Genomic DNA, 21,646 nt, shown 5'->3' on the forward strand with positions numbered 1-21,646 from the left:
GAGCATCCCCTGGCGCCGGCGACCGGGGTCTGGCCGCCGTCACCGTGGAGGCTGTCGGTGTCCAGCGATCAGGTAATGGTCGCCGTCCGCCGCCGCCAGGGTGTGCCCGTGCTTACGTGTCATCCGACGCGGCCGGGCGGGCACGGTGCCAGCCCGGTCCGTCAATTCCCTTCAAACGGGCCATGTTGGCGGGGCAGGCCTGGTGTCGCACTCTCTGTTCACGAGGCATGATCCTCAACCGAAAACCGCGCTCACCAGACCTCTCCCACCTTCGACCCTAGCGGGCCGTCGAGCTGGGAAAACCCAACACCAAAACGATATAAGCCTTTCTCCCGATGCCATCCGGGCGTCGAGATCGGACACCATCGCGCGCACACCGTCGAGGTCGAGGTTGGCGACCTTGGTGAAACGGATGCAGCTTTTGCCGATCTTCACCTTTCCCAGTGTCGGCTCGTAGATCTCCGCCGCATACTTCCCGTCGAGGACGGCGCACACGTACAGGCTCATGTGCCGCTTCTGGTTCGCAAGGGCCAGAAGCGGCCACTCGCTCGCCACCTTCGCGCTCGCGGATTTATAGGGCTGCATCCCGTAGCCGAGCATCGTGCCCGACATCCCGCCGAACAACACCGGAGCCAGGCCCGGCGCGCTCTCACGGATCAGGGCGTCGAGCTCTCGCAGCTCCGGTTCGCGGGGGCCGCACTGCGCGAAGTACTCATCCCACGTCGACGCCTGGATGTTGACCATCAGACCCGAGCACCCGGCCTCGGCCGCAGCGCGATGGGCTCCGCCATGTGGTTAGCCAGGTGCGCGCGGACATCATCCGGCAGCGGCCACGACTTACCCGTGTCCACCGCGACCATGACCATGGTCGCCTCGGTCTTGACGATCGGGTCCGCGTCCTCCGTGACCCGAATCTCCGCGCACAGCGTGGCGCTCGAGCCGCCGAGGTGGCCGATCCAGAACGTCACGAACAGGGGCTCCGTCGAGTAGAACATCTCACCGACGTACTCGACTGTCTGCTGCGCGATCAGCATGTTCGCACGGCCCTGCAGGACCTCGAGGATTCCATTGTTGAACGGCAGGCGGCCGGGCACGGGGTGGCCAAGGTAGAACATCCGCGCCTCCTCGATGATCCGCACCACCGAGGCGTTGCCGACATGCATCGCAGGCGTCATGTCGTCGAGGCGCACGTGGACGCGCACGGTGGTCTTGGGTCCAGCCTGCATGAAGGGTCCTTCCCGCACGGGTACAAGTCGACGCCAACCCTACGGACGCTGCCCGCGCCCTCCAGCGCGGGCCGAGATCCCTCGCCGCAGCCCGGCCACGTGTCCCGTCGCCGTTTCCTCGCCCTCGGCGCAGGCTCGGTCGGCGGGGGCCCCTCGGCGTCTCCGCCGGGCAGCCTGGACTCTTCGGCACACTGCGCAGGGTCCGCGAACCTCGACGAGCCCCAACCGCAACTACTGGATCAGCGGCTACACGTGGACGACGGTGCCCGAGAGGCTCGAGGCCGCGGGCGTCTCCTGGCGGACCTATCAGGAGTGGGACAACTTCACCGACAACAACCTCGAGTACTTCCTCAGCTTCCAGCAGCTGGTGCACCGGCTGCTCCAGCATCCCCCACCCTCCAGGCCCTGTACCTGGCGTTGCCCGCGCTGCCGGCGGTCCCGTGCGTGGGCATATCCACCCATCCGCCGCTCCGCGGAGATACGCCGTTCGCCCGATGCCAGACGCGCCGCCCGCTCTTAGCGTTGACGGCATGGACACCACACAGAAGACACGCGAGATTGAGACCGTCATCATCGGGGCCGGCCAGGCTGGCCTGTCCACCGGCTACCACCTGCAGCGTCGCGGGCATCAGTTCGTCATACTCGACGCCAGCGCCCGCGTCGGTGACAACTGGCGCCAGCAGTGGGACACCCTCAAGCTCTACACGCCGGCGCAGTACGACGGACTGCCAGGGCTGCCGTTCCCCGCGCCGCGATGGTCGTTCCCCGGCAAGGATCAGGTGGGCGACTACCTCGATTCCTACGCCCGCCACTTCGACTTGCCGGTGCGGCTGCGGACCCGCGTCGTCAGTGTGGATCCCGACGGCGACGGGTTCGTCGTCACCACCGACCGCGGCCGCTATTCCTGCCGCAATGTGGTGGTGGCGACGGGCACCTTTGGCCGGACCCCGCGCATCCCGGAGATCGCCTCGGAGCTGGACCCGGCGATCCTACAGTTGCACTCCAGCCAATACCGGCGGCCGGAACAACTCGGCGCAGGGCCGGTCCTCGTCGTGGGCGCCAGCCACTCGGGCTGCGACCTCGCGTTCGAGATCGCCAAGACCAATCCAACGGTCCTGGCCGGCCGGGACTGCGGACAGATCCCCCCTCAGTTGGACTCGCGCCAGATGCGCGTCATGTTCCCCCTGCTGCTCTTCGCATGGCGGCACGTGCTGACCCGTCGTACGCCCGTGGGCCGTAAGACCATGGCGAAGATTCGCCACCATGGCGGCCCGATGCTGCGGGTCAAGCGATCCGACCTGGCCGAACGCGGGGTCGAGCGGGTGACATCGCGAGTGGAGTCCGTGGCGGACGGCCGCCCCGTCGTCGACGGCACGCCCCGCGACGTCGCGACCATCGTCTGGGCCACCGGATTTCGGCAGTCCTTCGCATGGATCCATCTGCCGATGCTGGGCGACGACGGCTGGCCTCGGGAAATGCGCGGTGCGGCGACGGAGACGCCCGGGCTCTACTTCTGCGGGCTCAGCTTCCAGTACTGCTTCGGCTCGATGCTGCTGTCCGGGGTCGGGCGCGACGCCGGGTTCGTGGCCGGACGGATCGCCGCCCGGAAGGCCCTGACCCCGGTCTCCTGACACGGTGCAGGCCGCCCGCCGCGCCGTACCCTCGATTGAGGAGGCATCCGGTGGGCGAGATCGACGAGCGGGCGCAGGCGAGCGACCTATTCGCGCGCGGCGACTGGGCCGCGGCGTTCGAGGCCTGGTCCCGGGTGGAGCTCGGTGAGCTCTCTCCACCCGAACTCGACCAGTGCGCCACGGCCGCCGAGCTCGTCGGTCGCCACGACGTGGCGGTCCAGGCCCTGCAGCGGGCGTTCGCCGTCAACCAGGAGTGCGGCGACCTGGCCCAGTCCGTGCGGTGCGCATTCCGGCTGGCAATGTCCGCGGCCGCGCACGGAGAGCCGGCTCTGTCCACGGGTTGGACCAACCGGGCCGAGGGCCTGGTGGTCGAGCTCGCCCAGGGCTCGGCGGAACGCGGCTGGGTCGCCTTCCTGCGCATGTTCCGCCATCTGAACACGGAGGCATTCGCGCTGGCCTCGGCCGCGGCAGATGAGGCTGCGGACGCCGGGCGCAGGCACCGCGACCCCGACCTGACCGCGATGGGGATGTGCGCGCAGGGCCGGATGGCGCTGTACACCGGCCAGGCGACCGAGGGGCTCGAGCTGCTCGACGGGGCGATGGTGCGGGTGATCGCCGGCGAGACGTCGCCGATCATCGCCGGTCACGTGTACTGCACGGCGATCGAGGGCTGCCAGGAGATCGGCGATTTCTCCCGCGTCGCGGAGTGGACGGCGGCACTGGAGCGATGGTGCGACGCGCAGCCGGGGCTGCTGGCGTTCACCGGCCAGTGCGCCGTGCACCGAGGCCAGTTGCTGCGGGTGCACGGGGACTGGGCCGGCGCGCTCGCGGAGCTCGAGCGCGCCACGCGCCGCTACATCGCCGTCGGGGCGATGGACGCCGTGGCCCTCGCCGCGTGTGAGACCGGCGATCTGCTGCGGTTGCGCGGCGCCTACGAGGGGGCCGACGCGGCATACGAGCGGGCGGCCGAGCGCGGCCTGGACCCGCAGCCCGGACTCGCGCTGCTGTGGCTCGCGCAGGGCCGAGCCGGTGCGGCACGCGCGACGATCGCCCGCCAACTGGCCGAGCCCGGCGGCCCGGTCCAGCGGTGCCGTCTGCTGCCGGCCGCCGTGGACGTGCTGCTCACCACGGGCGAGGTCGAGGACGCGCGGGTTCTCGCGGGCGAGCTATTCGAGCTCGCCGCCGCCTTCGGGTCCCTCTCGTTGGCGGCGGCGGCTGCCCAGGCCGCGGGCGCGGTCGAGTTGGCCGCTGGCGACCCGGCCGGCGCGCTGCCCTACCTGCGCAAGGCGCAGCATGTGTGGGCTCGGGCGGAGAGCCCGTACGACCAGGCTCGGGTCCGGGCCCTCACCGGCCGCGCGCTCGCCGCGCTCGGCGACGCGGAGTCCTCGCGCCGCGAGCTCGTGGCCGCGCGGGCCGGGTTCCACCTGCTCGGAGCGGATCCGGACGCCGAGCAGGTGGATCGGCTGCTATCCCCCGCCGCGGTGCCCGGCGGGCTCACCGCCCGCGAGGCCGAGGTGCTGCGTCTGGTCGCGACCGGGCGCAGCAACCTCCAGATCGCCGATGACCTGGTGCTCAGCGAGAAGACCGTGGCGCGGCACCTGTCGAACATCTTCGGCAAGCTCGGCGTGGGGTCGCGGACCGCCGCGGCGGCGTACGCGTTCGAGCGCGGCCTGGCCTGAGCCAGTTCGAATCAATTGGCCGCGGCCCCTATGACCGTTGCGCTGACATAAAACATAAGCAGTATTTTCATACCGCATATAGAATCTCAGACGCTCTGCCACAATCGATACTTCGACCAATTTCATCCTCCGCAGAATCCTTTAGGAGTACAGAAATATGCCGAAGAGAACCCTCATAACCCGAGTCTCGACAGCCGCGATCGCAGTAGCCGGCGCGTTGGCACTCACCCTCCCGGGAGTCGCGAATGCCGCCGACCCGGTCCCCCCGCCGCCGACCCTCGCCGCCCACGTCGACGGCGACACGATCGTCATGAAGGCCACCCCGCCCGCAGGCACCACCGGTCTCACGTGCTTGCCCGTCGTCTTGTCCGCCATCGACGCCATTCCATTCTCGGTCGCACCGCCGACCGACTTGGTCTCCCTTCTCCCCCTCCTCAAGGGCGGATTCCCCTACGACGTTGATGCTGATGGCAACTCCGTGACGGACCCGCTCGCGCCCGGCGCGTACGCCGTGGTCGGAGCCTGCCTCAACGGGCTCACGCTGGAGGGCTACACCTTCAAGGTCCTGTTCGTGCCTAGCGGCTTCGGGAGCATCAGCCAAGCGGTGGACCTGGGTAGCGGGGTCCTCGAGCTGGATAACGGCCTCAAGATCATCATGGATCAGATCTCCTCCGGCGCCGGCAGCGCCATACTTACCGACAATCTCAACATCGGCTCACTGACCGGCGGGAGCGGCGAAAACAGCAGCAGCTAATCCATACCAGTTGCCGATTGCCCGCACCCGACCTTCGAGTGCGGGCATTCGCCGTGGACCGGGCTGCGGCGGGCGCTAACAAACCGGCCCATGTTCCGTTTCTGGTTCGCAAACATCACTGGGGCAATCCCGGGGCGCTCTCACGGATCAACGCGTCGAGCTCGCGCAGCTCCGGCTCGCGCGGGCCGCACCATCAGGCCCGGCGACGTCATCGGGCAGCGGCCAGGTTCTGCCTGTCTCCTCGTGCACCACGTACTCCACGGTCTGCTGGCCGATCGCCACCGAGGCATTGACCTCCGGCCACTGCGCCCTGCGCAATAACGTGTGACAGTTCACAGCAATATGGACGCACGACTAGCAGTGGCCCTTTTCTCTGGCAGCATCCTGGTGGGGCAGAACCGTCCGCCACTATCCAGCACCAAATCCAGGAGTCCAGATGTCACTGAGGAGAATGCTCACCCGCGGGACGACGGGCGCTATCGCTCTGACCGGCGCCCTAGCCCTCGCATTGCCCGGGCTGGCGAGCGCGGACGAGACCGTCCCCCCAGCGCCGCAGGCCAAACCCGTCGTGACATCCAAGGTCTCCGGCAACACGATTGGGATCCACATCGCGCCGCCCGCGGACACGGACTGCGAGCTGGTCCCCGCGGTGCTTTCGCCCATCGACGCCCTTCCCCTCGTGACTGGCGCCGCCGTCGACCTCGGCACCCTCCCCACGTTCGGCGCACCCTATAAGGCCAACGGGGAGAACAGCTGGACCACCGGAGAGCTCGGCGACGGCATCTACGTCGTCGCCGGCGCCTGCCAGAGCGCGGACGCGGTCACCTACGCCTACACCTTCGGCTTCGTCCCCGGCAGCATCCTCGGGACCATCCCGCAGGTCTTGAATCTGGGCAGCACCGTCCTCACGATGCCCGGCGGCATGGACCTGATCATGCAGGTGATCGGCAGCGACATGTTCGGCGGCGACCAGAGCAGTGGCGACGGCGACGGCGCGGGCACCACCGACCCGGGCGCCGAGCAGCCTGGCGGCGACGAGGGCGGCAGCCCCCTCGACGGACTCGACATGGGCAGCCTGGCCGCCATCTTCGGCGGTGGAGCGGACGCGGCACCTGACACGGGCGCGGGTGCTGGCACCACCGAGTAGCTCACCGTAATGAGGACGGCTCGCGCCATCATGGCGCGAGCCGTCCTCATTACAGTGCGGAACCGCTACAGCTTGTCTGGAACCACTACAGCGCCGCGGTGAGCCGCTCGCCCAGCAGCTTCGCAAACTGCGCCGGGTTGGCCAGTTCGCCGCCCTCAGCCAGCACCGCCATGCCGAGCACCAGCTCGGCGGTGTCGGCCAGCACCGTGTCCTCGGCGTTCGCCTCGTGCGCCGCCCGCAGCCCCTCGATCAGCGGGTGCGTCGGGTTCAGCTCGAGGATCCGCTTGGCCGTGGGGATCTCTTGGCCCGACGCGCGGAACATCTGCTCCAGCGCGGGGGTCATGTCGAAGGCGTCGCCGACGACGCACGCCGGGGACTCGGTCAGTCGCGTCGACAGTCGCACCTCCTTGACCTGCTCGTCGAGGGTCTCCTGTAGCCAGGTGAGCAGCTCCGCGAAGTCGCGGCCCCGCTGCTCGCGCTCGTTCTCGCCAGCGGCGCGCTCCTCCTCGGTGTCCAGGTCGACCTCGCCCTTGGCGATCGACTGGAAGGTCTTGCCGTCGAACTCCGGCACCTGGTCCACCCAGACCTCGTCGACGGGGTCTGTGAGGATCAGCACCTCGCGGCCCTTGGCGCGGAAGGCCTCCATGTGCGGGGAGCCCTCGATCTGCGCGCGGGTCTCGCCCGTCATGAAGTAGATCTGTCCCTGGCCCTCGGGCATCCGCTCGACGTACTCGGCGAGCGTCGTCACGCCGTCCTCCGAGTTGGTGGACGAGAAGGACGAGAGCCCCAGGATCGTGTCCCGGTTGTCCTGGTCGGAGAGCAGCCCCTCCTTGAGGACGCGCCCGAACTGGCCCCATAGCGTCGTGTAGTCAGCAGCCCTGGATCGCTGTATTTCCCCGATGGTGGAGAGCACCTTCTTGACCAGGCGTCGCTGGATCAGCCGCAGCTGCCGGTCCTGCTGCAGGATTTCACGCGAGACGTTCAGCGAGAGGTCCTGTGCGTCCACCACACCCTTGACGAAGCGCAGGTACTCCGGCATCAGCTCCTCGCAGTCGTCCATGATGAACACGCGCTTGACGTAGAGCTGCACGCCGGTCTTGGACTCACGCTGAAACAGGTCGAACGGCGCTTGCGTCGGGATGAAGAGCAGTGCCTGGTACTCGAACGTGCCCTCCGCCCGCATGGGGATGATCTCGAGGGGCTCGTCCCAGCCGCGGCTGACGTGGCGGTAGAACTCGGTGTACTCCTCGTCGGTGACCTCGCTGCGGGGTCGGGTCCACAGCGCCTTCATCGAGTTGAGGGTGACCATCTCGGTCGTGGGCGCGCCGTCTTCCTCTGTGGCCGGGAGTTCACGGGCCATCCGCACAGGCCAGGAGATGAAGTCCGAGTACCGCTTGACAATCTCGGTGAGCTTCCACTCCGCGGTGTAGTCGAAGAGGTGGTCCTCGTCGTCATGCGGCTTCAAGTGCAGTGTCACCGTCGTGCCCTGTGGGGCGTCGGCGACCTCCTCGATGGTGTACGTGTCCTCGCCGCTGGACTCCCAGCGCGTGCCAGCCTGCTCGCCAGCCTTGCGGGTGAGCAGCGTGACCTTGTCCGCGACCATGAAGGTGGAGTAGAAACCGATGCCGAACTGGCCGATCAGCTCCTCCGGCGCGGCCGAGGACTGCGCGGCCGCCATGGCCTTCCGCATCTCGCCGGTGCCGGACTTGGCGAGGGTGCCGATCAGGTCGATGACCTCCTCGCGGGACATGCCGATGCCGTTGTCGCGAACGGCCAGCGTGCGGGCCTCGGCGTCCACCACGAGCTCGATGTGCAGATCCGACGTGTCCGCCACCAGATCCTTGTCTTGGAACGCCGCCAACCGCAGCTTGTCCAGCGCGTCCGAGGAGTTGGAGACCAACTCACGCAGGAACGTGTCCTTATTGGTGTAGATCGAGTGGATCATCAGATCCAGCAATTGACGCGTCTGCGCCTGGAATTCACGTTGTTCGACCTGGGCGGTCACGGCGATCCTTTCAACCGGGGAATACTCGATCGGCATCCTACTTGGGCCCCCGGCGCCACCTGACAGAAACCCGGCTTGACAAGCCCATACACAGTGCAACATTCTTATCAAACTGACTGGAATCGTCCGGTCCGATTTTGGGGAGATTGTCGCAATGGATTTCTGGAATGTTCTCTGGCTGATCGTCATTAGCTTCGCGTTCATCTGCTACCTGATGCTGCTCTGGACGATCCTTACCGACCTTTTCCGCGACCACAAGACCAGCGGCTGGATCAAGGCCGTGTGGATTGTGTTCCTGTTCTTCATCCCGCTGCTCACCTCGCTGGTGTACCTGATCATCCGCGGCCAGGGCATGGCCGAGCGCGCGCAGGCTCAGGTCGCACAGATGAAGTCGGCGCAGGACAACTACATTCGCGACGTGGCCGGGCACACCCCCGCCGCACAGATCACCGACGCGAAGGCGCTTCTCGATTCGGGCGCTATCACCGATGCCGAGTTCCAGGCCCTCAAGGCCAAGGCGCTCGCCTAACAGTTTAGGGGAGACCGATGAAGAGCTTCGTAGCCAAAGTCAGCCCCGCGCAATGGGCCGGATTGATCATCGCCATTCTCGCGGTCGTCTTCGTCCTGATGAACACGGCAAGTATGAAGATCAAGCTTTTCGGGCTCGATCTCACGGGCCCGCAGTGGTTCATTCTGCTGATCGTGTTCGTCGTGGGATGGCTCGTCGGCGTTCTCACCAGCCGTAGACGCAACAAAAAATCGGAGTAGCCACACCGTGACACAACAGCCCGCAGGCTCGGAACCGACGGCAGGCTCAGACGAAAACCCTGAGACTCCTCCGAGCAGGCGGGCTGTCGTGCGGCATCTCGCGCGGTTCCACCCCGTCGGCCTGGCTGTCGCGCTGCTCTCCTTCATGGCGTCGATGACGCCGTCACTGCTGCCGCGCCCCTGGTACCTGCAGTCTGTGGCCACCGGTATCAGCGTCATCACCGGCTATGGGCTCGGCTGCCTCGCCGCATGGGCCGTCCGCCGGTGCGGCGTCCACCCAGCCTGGACCGCCCAGACCAAGCGGATCGGCTGGTGGATCCTCGCAGGCTGCGCCGTCGTGGCGATCCCGATTTTCCTGTACCTGGGCGCGGACAACCAGCAGACCATTCGAGACCTCGTCGGGGTGCCGCGCGCAGAGCGCGCCCTCTACATCTCGATCCTGATCCTCTCGCTGATCGTTGCCTGGATCCTGCTCTCCATCGGCCGGGGCCTGCGCCGCGGCACCAACGCGCTCACCCGCTTCATCGACCGGTTCGTGCCGCTGCCCGTGGCCCGCCTGACGGCGCTCGTCATCGTCATCGCGCTTGCCGTCGTGGTCGTCAACGGCGCCCTGTACCGCGGCGTCCTCAGCATCGCCGAGTCCACGGCCGAGGCATCCGACCAAAGCACCGCGGAGGGCGTCGAGCAGCCCCAGCTCCCCGAGCGCTCCGGCTCGCCCGAGTCCACCCAGGCCTGGGACTCTCTGGGCCGAGAGGGCCGCACCTTCGTTGCCGGCGGCCCCACCGCCGAGCAGATCTCGGCTGTCACCGGCGCGCCCGCGCGCAGCCCCATCCGCGCCTATGCCGGCCGCGAGTCCGGGGCCGACGTCGACGAGATCGCCGCGAACGTCGTCGCGGAGCTCGAGCGCACGGGAGCCTTCGACCGCGCGGTGCTCGCCGTGGTGACCACCACGGGCCGCGGCTGGGTCAACGCCAACGTCGCGAACTCCTTCGAGTACGTCGCGGGCGGCGACACCGCGATCGCGTCGATGCAGTACTCGTTCCTGCCCAGCGTCCTGTCCTTCATCGCAGACCGCGAGACGCCAAAGCTCGCGGGCCAGGCACTGTTCGAAGCCGTATACGCGGCGTGGTCCACCCGGCCAGAGGACCAGCGCCCGAAGCTGGTGACCTTCGGCGAGAGCCTCGGCGCATTCGGCGGGATGTCCGCCTTCGCCTCCGCCGCCGACATGACCGCCCGCACCGACGGCGGCCTGTGGGTGGGCACCCCCAACTTCGCGCAGCCGTGGGGCCACATCACCGATCACCGCGATCCCGGCTCCCCCGAACGCCAGCCGGTCTACCGCGACGGAGAGCACGTGCGCTTCGCCTCCCAGCCTGAGGACGTTGAGCTCGGCACCACGTGGGGTGCCCCGCGCACCGTGTTCTGGCAACACGCCAGCGACCCCATCGTCTGGTGGTCGTTCGACCTGCTGCTGCACCAGCCCGACTGGCTCCGCGAGCCACTGGGCCCCGACGTGGATCCGGGCATGAGGTGGCTCCCCTTCGTCACGTTCTGGCAGGTCACCATGGACATGGTGTTCTCCACCGACGTGCCGTCCGGCTTCGGCCACACCTACGGCGCAGAGGCCGCCTACCTGTGGGCGGACATCCTCCAGCCCGCGGGGTGGAGCGTCGAGCAGTCGGACCGGGTGTTCGACGCCATGACCAGCTGACCCGCCGAACTCGCGAAACCAGCGCGGGCGGCACGGTTGCCGCCATAGATTGGGGAGATGTTGCTCTCCCGCTACCGCGCGACGGGTGCCGACCTGCCCTTCGGCGACCCTCTGCCTGCGCACGGGGTGGCGATGGAGGGGTATTTCTGGCGGTTCACCCAGCCCGCCACCGGCGACGTCGTGATCGCCCTGTGCGGGGTCAACCGCGGCCCCGACGGCCCGTGGGCCACCGTCGGCCTGGCGGGGAGTCCCGACGGATTCCTGCGCACGACGGCGCATCCCACCGCCGCGGCCAGCCGCACCGAGCTGGGCGCCTATGCCGGGGATGTGTTCGCCGGCGAGACAGACCGCCTGCGCGTGGACCTCGGGCCCGACGCGCTCCTGGACGTGCGGGTGACCAGCCACGTGCCGTGGCCGAGGCGGCGGTTCGGCGGCTCCAGCTTCTTCCAATCCGTGCCGGGACTCAACCAGTACTGGCATCCGTGGCTGCTCGGCGGACGAGCGGAGGGGCGCGCGGTGCTTGGGGGACGAGAGATCGACCTCACCGGCGCGCAGGTCTATTGCGAGAAGAACTGGGGCCGCGAGGGTTTCCCTGACAGCTGGTGGTGGGGCCAGGCACAGGGCTTCGCAGAGCCGGGAGCGTGCGTCGCGTTCGCGGGCGGACAGGTCAGCGCCGGTCCGCTGCGCACCGAGGTCACCGCACTCGTGGTGCGCATGCCCGACGGCACCGTGCTCCGCCTCGGCAACCCCGCCGTCTCACCGGTTCGCGCGGAGGTGACCGATGAGACCTGGTCGCTCCACGGCCGCAATCTCCTGTGGTCGGTATCGGTGGAGGCGTCCTCGCCGCTTGGCTCCGCGCACGTGCTTCCCGTCCCACTGCCGTCGCAGGGCCGCAATATCCCCGGCGCGATCGAGCACCTCGCGGGCCGGCTCGCGATCACCGTGCGGCGACGCGGCCAGGTGCGTTGGCGTGGGGAGTCCTCCCTCGCGGCCCTGGAGCACGGCGGCATCGCCCGCGCACAGGCCGAGATCCTGCGCCGCGGCGGCGGGCCCGGCGATGTCGACGCCCCGCCTCAAGTGTGAGGACAAACGGCTCGCTACAACCCGAGGCCTGATCTCGCCTAGTGTCAGACCATCGGCCTGCCAGCCACAGGAAGCAGGGAATCAATGCCGGAAATCATTGTCGTCGAGGGCGACATCACCAATATGCGCGTGGACGCGATCGTGAACGCGGCCAACAACAGCCTGCTCGGAGGCGGCGGGGTGGACGGTGCAATCCACCGCGCGGGCGGCCCCGCGATCCTCGCCGCCTGCCGCGAACTGCGGGCGACGACCCTGCCGGACGGGCTCCCGACGGGCGACGCAGTGGCAACCACGGGCGGGAACCTGCACGTGCAGTGGGTAATCCACACTGTCGGCCCCGTCTACTCGGAGGACGAAGACCGCACAGATTTGCTTCGCTCTGCGTATATTCGCAGCCTCGCGGTGGCCGATTCCCTGGGCGCGCGATCTGTCGCCTTCCCCCTGATCTCCGCCGGCGCATACGGCTGGCCGCGCGCCGCAGCCGTCGATCTGGCGGTCGAGGCGATCCTCTCCGCCCCGACCCGGGCGGATGAGGTGCTGATGGTCGCCTACGACCGCGATATCGCGGAACTGATGCGGAGATCCGCGCCCTAGAGAATCCACATTCGCCAATCAGGCGACACTGGGCTACCTCGCGCGGGGGATGTCGATCTTCACATCGTCGGCTCCGCCATCGCGGTGGGCGTCGCGGCCCGCCTGCTTGGCGGCCTCGCGCATCTCAAAGCCGTCGGTGATCAGGTCCCCGATCTCCTTGGTGACGTCCTTGACGCAATTGGTGATGATCATCGCGATCTTCCCCACGTGCGTGGCGGTCGACTCCGTCAACTCCTGAACGATGTCCTTGCGGCGCTCGAACTTGCTCACCATGGTGTGCTCCCCATCCCGTCGGTCAGCCCGTCTTTCGTCGGATGACGAAGGGCGGCTCACGCCGCTGCGGGCTCGCGCTCCACGATAACACCGGGCTCGGCGCGCAGGCCGGTGATGGAATCGGGCAGCGCCAGCCGGAAGATTTTGCCCCAGACGGAGCCAATCTGCTTGAAGAACCCGCCCTTGTTGTACGGCAGGTCGTATTTCGCGCACAGCGCCTCGACCTCCGGCGCCATCTCGGGGTACCGGTGGGCCGGCACGTCCGGGTACAAGTGGTGCTCGATCTGGTGCGAGAGGTTGCCGCTCATGATGTGGAACAGCCGGCCGCCGGTGATGTTGGCCGAGCCGAGCATCTGCCGCACATACCACTGGGCGCGCGTCTCATCCGCCGTCTCGTCCTGGGTGAAGACCTGTGCGCCGGTGGGGAAATGGCCGCAGAAGATGATCGAGTACGTCCACAGGTTGCGCACGACGTTAGCGCTGGCGTTGCCGACCAGGGTGCTCACGAAAAACGGTCCCGTCAGCGCGGGGAAGACCACATAGTCCTTGAGGACCTGGCGGCCGGCCTTGCGCCACCAGCCCTTGAGGATGGGCTTGACGTCGGACCACTTGCGCTCGCCCTTGAGGACGTTCTCGATCTCGAGGTCGTGCATCATCACACCCCACTCGAAGAACACCATCAGCAGCGTCGCCCACACCGGGTTGCCCAGGTAGTAGGGGTTCCACTTGACCGACGGGTCCATGCGCAGGATGCCGTAGCCAATGTCGCGGTCCTTGCCGGAGATATTGGTGAACGTGTGGTGCAGATAGTTGTGCGAGTGCCGCCACTGGTCGGCCGGGCAGACGGTATCCCACTCGAAGACCCGCGAGTTCAGTCCCGGCTCGCGCATCCAGTCGTACTGGCCATGCATTACGTTGTGGCCAATCTCCATGTTGTCCAAAATCTTCGACGCACTCAGCGCGCCGACTCCGGCCAGCCAAACGGGCGGGAGGAACGGCAGGTACATCGCGGCGCGGCCAGCGACCTCAAGGCCGCGCTGCGCCTTGATCACCTTGTAGATGTACTCGCGGTCGGACGTGCCGAGCTTGGCGACGGTGCGGGTGCGCAACTCTTCGAGCTCCGCGCCCAGCGCCTCGACGTCCTCATAGGAGATGGCGACTGGCTCAGCGTTCTTCGTGTTTCGCCCCCGGTTCAGCAGGGGAAGGGAGGTGAGCGAGAGTGCGAACATGGTCAGTTCTCCGATCGGTGGAAGGGTCAGATCTCGATGGCCACGTCGCCGACGGGGACGTTCACGCAGAGCTGGATGGGCTGGTCCGGGTCGGACTCGAGTTCGCCGGTGAGGAGGTTCTTGGTGCAGCCCGAGCGCTTGACTGCGGTGCAGGAGAAGCAGATTCCCATTCGGCAGCCGTATTCGGGCGTCAGGCCGGAGGCCTCGGCCTGCTCCAGGATGGTGGCGCCGGAGTTCTCGGCCTCGGCGGAGCTGGCGGTGAAGGCGAGGGTGCCGCCGGCGGTCCCCTCGGGCACGATCACCGTGGGAGTGAACTCCTCGCGGTGCAGCTGGTCGGCCAGTCCCAGCTCGTCATAGAGGGCCGCGACGGAAGTCATCAGCCCGGGCGGGCCGCAGAGGTAAGTCTGCGCCGAGGCGTGCCAGGGCGCGGCGGCGGCCAGGTGCTCGGGGCCGAAGAAGCCGTGCAGGTCGCCGTCCCCTGATTCGGTGTAGGCCAGCGTCAGCTCGACATTCCCGTGCGCGGCGGCCAGACTTCGCAGCTCGGCCAGCTGCGCCACATCGGACTCCGCATTCGCGTAGTGCAGGAACGTGATTCGGCCGGCGAATCCCTCGTCGACGAGAGTTCGCAGCATCGAGAGCACCGGGGTGATCCCGCTGCCGCCGCTGATCAGTAGGACGTCGGCGGGCCGGGGATTCGGCAACCGGAACGTGCCGGCGGCTTGCGAGAGGTCCACAACGAGCCCCACCCGCGCATGCTCGTGCAGATGTCCGGAGACGAGGCCGCCGGGGTGCGCCTTGACGGTCAGCTCGATCCGGCCGTCCGCGCGGTGCTGCGAGTCGCATGGGGAGTAGCAGCGGGTGTGGCGGACCCCGTCGATGACCACCCCAACCTGGACGAATTGACCCGCCTCGAAACCGGCCCACTGCCGAGTCGGCCGGAGCGTGACGGTGATCGAGTCGGACGTAGTTCGGTGTACATCTGTCACCTCGGCCCGCAAGTCACGCACCGTGACCATCGGGTCGACCAACTCTAGGTAGCGGTCCAGGGCGTGCGGGGTCGCCATTGCCTCTACCAGTCGTGTTATCCCGAACGATCGCTTCAAGCCACGAGGGATGGCCATCGTCATCACAACCTCCAAGGGTGTTCGGCACTGCGCTAGCTTCAAGTTTGAGTGTACGTGTGTACTCCGACTATTCTGGCAGCATGCACACACGTCATGTCAATAGGAGGCTCATGTGATCCCGGTTACGGCAGCTGCGGTCGAGGGTCGAAACCGGGGCCATAGACTCGGGACTGTGACCGACACAGCAGCGCAGGAGCCGGCAAGCCGGGCGGAGCGCAAGGAGCGCACCAGACAGGCTCTGCTCGACGGCGCCCTGGAGCTGCTGGCCGACCGGAGTTTCGCCAGCCTGAGCCTGCGCGAGGTGACCCGCTCGGTCGGGATTGTCCCCACCGCGTTCTACCGCCACTTCCCCTCGCTGGAGGACCTCGGTGTGGCGCTGGTCGAGGACAGCATGCGGATGCTCCGCGAAATGCTGCGAGATGCCCGACGCGACCCCCACTCGAAATCGACGGCGGCCTCGCTCGAGATCTTGGACCGGCAGGTACAGGCCCACACCGCGCAGTTCCGCTTCATCAGCCGCGAGCGGCACGGCGGTGTCGCCGAAATTCGTCGCGCCATCAGCGGGGAGCTCGCGTTATTCGCCAGCGAGCTCACCATCGACCTCTCTCGGCTTCCCGGGCTGGCCGAGTGGGAGGCCGACGACCTTGCGATGGCCGCGAACTTGCTGGTGACGGCCATGCTGGAGACGGTCGCCGCCTTGCTGGACGTGCACCAGACGGGCCGGGGCCGCGATGTGGTGCTGGACCGCGCCGAGCGGCAGTTACGCCTGATCGTGCTCGGCATGGCCCAGTGGCGGCCAGCGGACGGCTAGCGGAGCCCGTCGATCAGCAGGCTCAGCCCGGTGCCGAACATCCACACATCCTTCGCCAGCGCGGTGCCAGCCTGCGTGGGCCGCAGCGAGCCCGGCTCATGCATTCCCGGGGTGCGCGCGTACATCGTGAGCAGTCCGCCGCTGAACGCCGTGAGCCCCGCGCCGGCGACGGCCGCGGGCACCACCGGGGCGAGCAGCGCCGCGCCAAGCGTGATCTCCACGCCCGCAAGCAGCCTGCCGAACGTTGCCACCGGGATGGAGTTGACCAGCGGGGACACATTTTCGGCCATGCCTTGCAGGCCCGCCGCGCCCGCCTCGTCGAGGCCCAGCTTCTTGATGCCGGAGTTCAGGATGAACGCGCCGGTGGCCAGGCGCAGGGGGACGTTTCTCAGATTCACCAGGGGCCTCGATTCCATATCGAGTGTCAGATGGCACTCGATACGATTTTACGGCAATCCGCCGACCAGTCGCAGGCCCGGATCAATCCCGTGTCGGGGTGAACTCCGCCGTGAAATCCATGGTGCCGTCGGGGCGGACCTCATAGATCTGCACCCCCTCTGCCACGTTCGCCTCGTCCGTGCCCAGAGAGACCGCGACCTTGGCAAAGGCGTTGCGCGCGTTGTCGAGGACCAGCTCCACCGCCTCGGCTGGCGTGAAATGCTCGCGCACCGCATCGAGCACGTCCGCCGACAGGTGCGCAGGCTGCCAGATCAGCGCATCGGTCAGTGCCAGCGCCGCCTTCTGCCGTGCGGACAACACGCTGTCCTCGTAGTGGTCCACCGCGTCGAACGTCGACTCGTCCGCTCCGGCGTTGAGCGCCGTGACCTGGCGCAGGGACTTGCACAGCCGGCAGTTGTGCTGGCGTGCGCCGCGCAATCGAACCACCTCTGTCGTGACCGGGTCGACGGCGGACAGCCGGGCGATCGCGACCATCTGCGCCTCGATCGTCGGCCATAGGCTGGCCACCACTGTCGGCTCCGACTCAGGCCACACGACTGCGTCTCCCGCGGTGGGGGCGAACAGCGCCTCCAGCGCCCGGCGCACGCGCGGTGCCCAGTCCGCGACGTAGACAGACAGGACGAATTCGCGCGCCCCCTCCCCCAGCGCGGCCGACAGCGCAGCACGCTCCGCGGGGGTGATCGCGGAGACGTCCTGGCTGAACTGCTCCGCGAACGCCGCCGCGACCTCCGCGATCGCGGGGTCGACAGCGGCGGCCGACGTCGGCGTCGGCAACGGCGTCAGGCCCAGCGTCTCTGCGCAGACCGCGCGGGCCAGTCCCGCCAGGTCGCCGCCGCTCGCCGACACCGAGCCGGCGAGCAGGGCGAGCGTCCCTGCGGGGCCCGGGGCCAACCTGCCCAACGCTGCGGACGCGGGCTCGGCCCACTGTGCACTGATCGAGGTCCCACTCATCTTGATCCCTGCCTTCCTCGCTGTCGCCGTGACCACTCTGTCGTCAACGTAGGCTGAGATCTACGGCACAGTGCGGCCCGTCCCGCCCAATGGCCCCCCCAGAATGGCCCCCCAGGTCCACGTGGCGGGTTCAGCTGCGGTGCGCCGCGACGGCGAGCCTGGTGTCCTCCGCGCTGAGGTCCGCGTTGATCGCGGTGGCCGCGGTCAACCCGGCGCCGGCCGCGATGATCAACTGGCTCTTGAGGTCGGTGACGTTGCCGGCCACCCAGACTCCGGGCACGGCGGTCGTGCCCATCGCGTCTGCGGGCACTGCCGAGCCGATCACGTGCCCGCCCATCTCCAGCTCGACGGGCTCGAGGCCCAGGCTCGTGAGCACGTCGGCCCGCGCCACCATGGTCGACGCCACAACCACGGCCTGCACCGGGACCACGGTGCCGTCTTCTAGGCGCACGCCGTCGAACCGCTCGGCGCCACCGTCGTCAACCGTGAGCGCCAGCCCGGCGACCGCGCCGCGCTCCACCGTGATGCCGCGCGCCGCCAGCGACTCCGCGTCCTCCGCGCCGAGCTCAGCCCGCAGGAACAGGGTCACGTCCTCGCACCACTGCCGCCACATCAGCGCCTGGTGCACCGCGAGCGGGCCGGTCCCCAGCACGCCGATCCGCTGCTCACGCACCTCCCAGCCGTGGCAGTACGGGCAGTGCAGCACCTCGCGACCCCATCGGCTCTCGAGTCCCGGAATATCCGGCAGCTCGTCCACCAGCCCCGTGGTCACCAGCAGCCGACGCGCGAGCACCGCGCTGCCGTCGTCGAGCAGAATTCGAAAGCCGTGGGGCTCCCGTTCCGCCGAGACTGCGGTCCCCGCGAGCACCTCCGCGCCGTATCCGATGGCATCCGCCCGGCCGTCGGCCAGCAGGTCCGCGGGTGCCGAGCCCTCGCGGCCCAGATAGTTGTGGATGTGGCCGGCCGGGGCGTTGCGCGGCGCGCCGGAGTCGATCACCAGCACCGCACGACGGGCTCGGGCCAGCGTCACCGCCGCCGCGAGCCCCGCCGCGCCCCCGCCCACGATCACCACGTCGTACCGCTTGTCCAGATTTCCCGCACTCGTCTTCGTCATGGCTACAACGTTCCGCGCCCACAGCAATACTGGCAACCTTTATTGCTGAAGTGGCAAGATAGGTCGTATGCGCACCCCCGACGAGTCCCCGGACCTGCGCGGCGTGATGGACGCCGTCGGGCCGCGCCTGCGCACGCTGCGCACCGGCCGCGGAGTGACCCTCGCCCAGTTGTCCGAGGCGACGGGGATCTCGCCCAGCACGCTCTCCCGGCTCGAGTCCGGCCAGCGCCGGCCCACCCTGGAGTTGTTACTGCTGCTGGCCCGGGCGCACCAGCTGCCGCTGGACGAGCTCGTCAACGCGCCGACCACCGGTGATCCCCGCATCCACCCGCGCCCGATCAGCCGGCACGGCCAGACGATCCTGCCGCTGACCCGCCGCCCCGGCGGCATCCAGGCCTTCAAGCACCTCATCCCGCCCGGGGCGCCCACGGGCTCGCCGACGCTGCAGACGCACGAGGGCTACGAGTGGCTCTATGTCCTCTCCGGGCGGCTCCGGCTGATCCTCGGCGATCAGGACGTGACGCTGACGCCAGGTGAGGTCGCCGAGTTCGACACCCACATCCCACACTGGTTCGGTAATGCAGGCGCCGAGCCCGTGGAGATCCTCAGCCTCTTCGGCCCCCAGGGCGAGCGGGCACACGTGAGAACCCGGCCGAACACCCGCTGAATTGGGGGCCCGAATTCGTGAATCAAGTTGAAGGGCCAGCCGAAGTCCCATAGCGTCGGCGGAAAGCACATCGCTTTGAAACGCCGATAGCCCGCGTGTTGTCCGCTCCGAAAGATCGCCGTCGCCATGCCGCGGTTACCCGGAACGGCCTGGCACGTGGCGCAGAGGAGCATGACCGTTGAATAGCATCCGCGAAGCCTGGCGCGGGATCCGCAAGCCGGTGTTCATCCCCGCCTCGATCCTGATCTTGGCCCTGATTATCTTCGCCGTCGTGTATGCGGAGTCCGGTGCCGACGCGTTCACCGCGCTGCGTGACGGCATCGCCGACGGCGTCGGCTGGTGGTACATCCTGTCCGCCACCGGATTCGTGTTCTTCGCGGCATACTGCGCATTCAGCCGCGTCGGCAACATCCGCCTCGGCCGAGACGACGAGCAGCCGGAGTTCGGGATCGTGTCGTGGTTCGCGATGCTCTTCAGCGCGGGCATGGGCATCGGCTTGGTCTTCTACGGCGTAGGCGAGCCGCTCTCGCACTTCATCACCCCGCCGGAGGCCTCCGGCGAGGAGTCCGGCTCGATCGACGCGGCAAAGTCCGCGATGGATCTCACCATGTTCCACTGGGGCCTGCACGCCTGGGCGATCTATGTGGTGGTGGGCCTGGGATTGGCCTATATGACGTTCCGCCGCGGCCGCCCCCTATCCGTGCGCTGGCTGCTCGAGCCGATGCTGGGGCGCAAGCGCATCGAGGGGCCCATCGGGCACGCCATCGATGTGATCGCGATCGTCGGCACCCTCTTCGGCGTCGCGACCTCGCTGGGCTTCGGCGTTCAGCAGATCTCTGCTGGTCTGTCCTACCTGGGCTGGGTGGAGACCAATAACTGGCTGATCATCCTGCTGATCATCGGCGTCACCGGCCTCGCCACGTTCTCCGTGGTCTCCGGCGTCTCCAAGGGCCTCAAGTGGCTCTCGAACATCAACATGGTGCTCGCCGCCTGCCTGGCCGCGTTCGTCTTGATGCTCGGGCCCACCCTGTTCTTGCTGCAGTCCTGGGTGCAGAACCTGGGCGGCTACATCCAGTCGCTCCCCGGCCAGATGCTGGCCACGTCCCCATTCCTCGACGACGGCTGGACCAGCGCCTGGACCATCTTCTACTGGGGCTGGTGGATGAGCTGGGCGCCGTTCGTCGGCATGTTCATCGCCCGCATCTCACGCGGGCGCACCATCCGCGAGTTCATCGCCGGCGTGATCCTCGCGCCCACCGTCGTCGCATCCATCTGGTTCACGATCTTCGGCGACTCCGGCATCCTGCGCCAGCTCGACGACGGCGACATGCTTGTCGACGGCGAGGTCAATATCGACACTGCCTTGTTCGAGTTGCTCGGCGGGCTGCCGCTGGGAGTAGTCACCAGCGTCCTCGCGATATTCGTCATCGTGTTCTTCTTCGTCACGTCCTCGGACTCCGGCTCGCTGGTGATCGACATCCTGTCCACCGGCGGCAAGCTGGAGACCCCCAAGATCACCCGCGTGTACTGGTCGGTCCTCGAGGGCATCGCGGCGGCGGTGTTGCTGCTGGTCGGCGGTACCGGCTCGCTGGTGGCGCTGCAGACGGCGTCCATCGCCACCGCGGTGCCGTTCTCGGTGGTCCTGGTCCTCGCCTGCTTCTCGATGCTCAAGGCGTTCCGCTACGACGTGGCGGCCACCCCCCGCTACATGCGAGTGTCCACTCCCGGCAGCGGCTCGCCCGGCACGGTGATCTCCACCGGCGGAGCGCTGCCCGAGCCCTCGGGGGCCGGCCTGTCCACCACCGTCAAGGGCTTCTCTGCGACCCTGTCCGGGCTCTCACCGTCGAGCAGGGCGCTGCCCGACCCGGCCGAGCCCAACCAGATGGTGGTCGCCGTGCACGAGGTGCCGATCTCTGCCCTGGATGTGGACCCCGTCACCGGCGCGATGGAGTATGTCAGCGAGCAAGATCTCAGCGACCCGCTCGGCACCGAGGTCTTCGACATCGAGATCCCGCTGATCGACGACCCCGTCCCCAGCACCGACTAAGGAGCACCCGACTTGACCATCCTCACCGCCCCCCTCCCCAAGATCGCCACCACAGCGATCGCCGCGGCCGGGCTCGTGGGCGGCTACGCCGTGGCGCGCGGCACCGGGATCCGCCCGCTGGGCGGCGTAGCCCTCGCCGCGGCGGGCGCGGTGTGCGCCAATAGCTGGATCCGCACCTCCGGTCCCGCCCGCGGCGGGGCGCTGCTCGCGATCTACCTCGGCGCGTTCGGCGCCTCGCACCCGCTCGCCAAGAAGATCGGGGCGTGGCCCTCCGTCGGCGCCGTCGCCGCTGGCACGGCGGTGGCCGCGCAGCTGATCAGCCAGGGCTGACGCCGGGGGTCTCCCACCCCTTGCTGTACACGTGTCTAGACGA

At 68.2% G+C, this 21,646-nt stretch carries 23 protein-coding genes; 14 read left to right on the plus strand and 9 right to left on the minus strand.

Translation table 11 applies throughout. The annotated features are described in order from the left end of the window. Nucleotides 1-234: 234 nt before the first annotated feature. Nucleotides 235-744, minus strand: coding sequence for a DUF1801 domain-containing protein (locus TBIF_RS23450; RefSeq protein ID WP_024794845.1), 510 nt, complete (start codon nucleotides 742-744; stop codon nucleotides 235-237). Further along, a complete protein-coding gene (locus TBIF_RS10965; RefSeq protein ID WP_024794846.1) occupies nucleotides 744-1,226 on the minus strand; it encodes an acyl-CoA thioesterase in 483 nt (160 codons plus the stop codon). The genes TBIF_RS23450 and TBIF_RS10965 overlap by 1 nt, the downstream gene beginning before the upstream one ends. On the opposite strand from TBIF_RS10965, the gene TBIF_RS26710 reads away from it, so the two are divergent. The 5 genes from TBIF_RS26710 to TBIF_RS10985 all read left to right on the plus strand — a co-directional run bounded on the left by TBIF_RS26710 (nucleotide 1,225) and on the right by TBIF_RS10985 (nucleotide 6,437). Then, nucleotides 1,225-1,746, plus strand: a complete 522-nt coding sequence (locus TBIF_RS26710) for an alkaline phosphatase family protein (RefSeq protein ID WP_084611662.1) — start codon at nucleotides 1,225-1,227, stop codon at nucleotides 1,744-1,746. The two genes, TBIF_RS10965 and TBIF_RS26710, sit on opposite strands and share 2 nt — an antisense overlap. A gap of 10 nt (nucleotides 1,747-1,756) precedes the next feature. Further along, a complete protein-coding gene (locus tag TBIF_RS23455; RefSeq protein WP_038170771.1) occupies nucleotides 1,757-2,857 on the plus strand; it encodes a flavin-containing monooxygenase in 1,101 nt (366 codons plus the stop codon). A 50-nt stretch (nucleotides 2,858-2,907) separates the two neighbouring features. After that, entirely contained in the window at nucleotides 2,908-4,536 is a 1,629-nt protein-coding gene (locus TBIF_RS10975) for a helix-turn-helix transcriptional regulator (protein ID WP_024794847.1), read from the plus strand. Nucleotides 4,537-4,693: 157 nt separating this feature from the next. Continuing rightward, nucleotides 4,694-5,290: a hypothetical protein gene (locus tag TBIF_RS10980; RefSeq protein ID WP_148302239.1), complete on the plus strand. Its 597-nt coding sequence runs from the start codon at nucleotides 4,694-4,696 to the stop codon at nucleotides 5,288-5,290. A 436-nt stretch (nucleotides 5,291-5,726) separates the two neighbouring features. Further along, on the plus strand, nucleotides 5,727-6,437 hold the full coding sequence (locus TBIF_RS10985) for a hypothetical protein (RefSeq protein ID WP_148302240.1): 711 nt from the start codon (nucleotides 5,727-5,729) through the stop codon (nucleotides 6,435-6,437). Between the two features lie 85 nt (nucleotides 6,438-6,522). On the opposite strand, the gene htpG is transcribed toward TBIF_RS10985, so the two are convergent. Next, nucleotides 6,523-8,442: a molecular chaperone HtpG gene (htpG, locus tag TBIF_RS10990; protein ID WP_024794850.1), complete on the minus strand. Its 1,920-nt coding sequence runs from the start codon at nucleotides 8,440-8,442 to the stop codon at nucleotides 6,523-6,525. Between the two features lie 154 nt (nucleotides 8,443-8,596). Between htpG and TBIF_RS10995 the strand changes: the two genes are divergently transcribed. The 5 genes from TBIF_RS10995 (at nucleotide 8,597) to TBIF_RS11015 (ending at nucleotide 12,598) form a co-directional block, all read left to right on the plus strand. Next, nucleotides 8,597-8,971, plus strand: a complete 375-nt coding sequence (locus tag TBIF_RS10995; protein ID WP_024794851.1) for an SHOCT domain-containing protein — start codon at nucleotides 8,597-8,599, stop codon at nucleotides 8,969-8,971. A 17-nt stretch (nucleotides 8,972-8,988) separates the two neighbouring features. Further along, nucleotides 8,989-9,210 (plus strand): LapA family protein, encoded by a 222-nt coding sequence (locus TBIF_RS11000; protein ID WP_024794852.1) that lies wholly within the window; start codon nucleotides 8,989-8,991, stop codon nucleotides 9,208-9,210. Nucleotides 9,211-9,355: 145 nt separating this feature from the next. Then, complete coding sequence (locus TBIF_RS23460; protein ID WP_200182840.1) at nucleotides 9,356-10,921, plus strand: alpha/beta hydrolase; 1,566 nt, start codon at nucleotides 9,356-9,358, stop codon at nucleotides 10,919-10,921. 57 nt (nucleotides 10,922-10,978) lie between these two features. Beyond that, nucleotides 10,979-12,004 carry a tocopherol cyclase family protein gene (locus TBIF_RS11010; protein ID WP_024794853.1) on the plus strand — a complete coding sequence of 342 codons (1,026 nt, stop codon included), beginning with the start codon at nucleotides 10,979-10,981 and terminating at the stop codon, nucleotides 12,002-12,004. 84 nt (nucleotides 12,005-12,088) lie between these two features. Further along, nucleotides 12,089-12,598, plus strand: coding sequence for an O-acetyl-ADP-ribose deacetylase (locus TBIF_RS11015; RefSeq protein WP_024794854.1), 510 nt, complete (start codon nucleotides 12,089-12,091; stop codon nucleotides 12,596-12,598). A gap of 33 nt (nucleotides 12,599-12,631) precedes the next feature. Here TBIF_RS11015 and TBIF_RS11020 read toward each other — a convergent pair whose 3' ends face one another. The 3 genes from TBIF_RS11020 to TBIF_RS11030 are packed head-to-tail and all read right to left on the minus strand — an operon-like array spanning nucleotide 12,632 to nucleotide 15,227. Beyond that, nucleotides 12,632-12,871, minus strand: a complete 240-nt coding sequence (locus tag TBIF_RS11020) for a hypothetical protein (RefSeq protein WP_024794855.1) — start codon at nucleotides 12,869-12,871, stop codon at nucleotides 12,632-12,634. 56 nt (nucleotides 12,872-12,927) lie between these two features. Further along, nucleotides 12,928-14,100 (minus strand): fatty acid desaturase family protein, encoded by a 1,173-nt coding sequence (locus TBIF_RS11025; protein WP_024794856.1) that lies wholly within the window; start codon nucleotides 14,098-14,100, stop codon nucleotides 12,928-12,930. Nucleotides 14,101-14,126: 26 nt separating this feature from the next. Further along, nucleotides 14,127-15,227: a ferredoxin reductase gene (locus TBIF_RS11030; RefSeq protein WP_024794857.1), complete on the minus strand. Its 1,101-nt coding sequence runs from the start codon at nucleotides 15,225-15,227 to the stop codon at nucleotides 14,127-14,129. A gap of 169 nt (nucleotides 15,228-15,396) precedes the next feature. Between TBIF_RS11030 and TBIF_RS11035 the strand changes: the two genes are divergently transcribed. Next, complete coding sequence (locus tag TBIF_RS11035) at nucleotides 15,397-16,035, plus strand: TetR family transcriptional regulator (protein WP_024794858.1); 639 nt, start codon at nucleotides 15,397-15,399, stop codon at nucleotides 16,033-16,035. Here TBIF_RS11035 and TBIF_RS11040 read toward each other — a convergent pair. The 3 genes from TBIF_RS11040 to TBIF_RS11050 all read right to left on the minus strand — a co-directional run bounded on the left by TBIF_RS11040 (nucleotide 16,032) and on the right by TBIF_RS11050 (nucleotide 18,535). Further along, on the minus strand, nucleotides 16,032-16,451 hold the full coding sequence (locus tag TBIF_RS11040) for a hypothetical protein (protein ID WP_038170774.1): 420 nt from the start codon (nucleotides 16,449-16,451) through the stop codon (nucleotides 16,032-16,034). The genes TBIF_RS11035 and TBIF_RS11040 overlap by 4 nt on opposite strands. 64 nt (nucleotides 16,452-16,515) lie before the next feature. After that, nucleotides 16,516-17,445 carry a carboxymuconolactone decarboxylase family protein gene (locus tag TBIF_RS11045; protein WP_024794860.1) on the minus strand — a complete coding sequence of 310 codons (930 nt, stop codon included), beginning with the start codon at nucleotides 17,443-17,445 and terminating at the stop codon, nucleotides 16,516-16,518. Nucleotides 17,446-17,575: 130 nt separating this feature from the next. Beyond that, a complete protein-coding gene (locus TBIF_RS11050) occupies nucleotides 17,576-18,535 on the minus strand; it encodes an NAD(P)/FAD-dependent oxidoreductase (protein ID WP_024794861.1) in 960 nt (319 codons plus the stop codon). Nucleotides 18,536-18,653: 118 nt separating this feature from the next. On the opposite strand from TBIF_RS11050, the gene TBIF_RS11055 reads away from it, so the two are divergent. The 3 genes from TBIF_RS11055 to TBIF_RS11065 all read left to right on the plus strand — a co-directional run bounded on the left by TBIF_RS11055 (nucleotide 18,654) and on the right by TBIF_RS11065 (nucleotide 21,603). Beyond that, entirely contained in the window at nucleotides 18,654-19,226 is a 573-nt protein-coding gene (locus TBIF_RS11055; RefSeq protein WP_200182839.1) for a helix-turn-helix domain-containing protein, read from the plus strand. Between the two features lie 178 nt (nucleotides 19,227-19,404). After that, entirely contained in the window at nucleotides 19,405-21,273 is a 1,869-nt protein-coding gene (locus TBIF_RS11060; RefSeq protein ID WP_024794863.1) for a BCCT family transporter, read from the plus strand. Between the two features lie 12 nt (nucleotides 21,274-21,285). Beyond that, nucleotides 21,286-21,603, plus strand: coding sequence for a hypothetical protein (locus TBIF_RS11065; RefSeq protein ID WP_024794864.1), 318 nt, complete (start codon nucleotides 21,286-21,288; stop codon nucleotides 21,601-21,603). The last annotated feature ends 43 nt before the right edge of the window (nucleotides 21,604-21,646 follow it).

Origin of the sequence: Tomitella biformata AHU 1821 (genome assembly GCF_000524475.1) — a bacterium.
GTDB lineage: Bacteria > Actinomycetota > Actinomycetes > Mycobacteriales > Mycobacteriaceae > Tomitella > Tomitella biformata.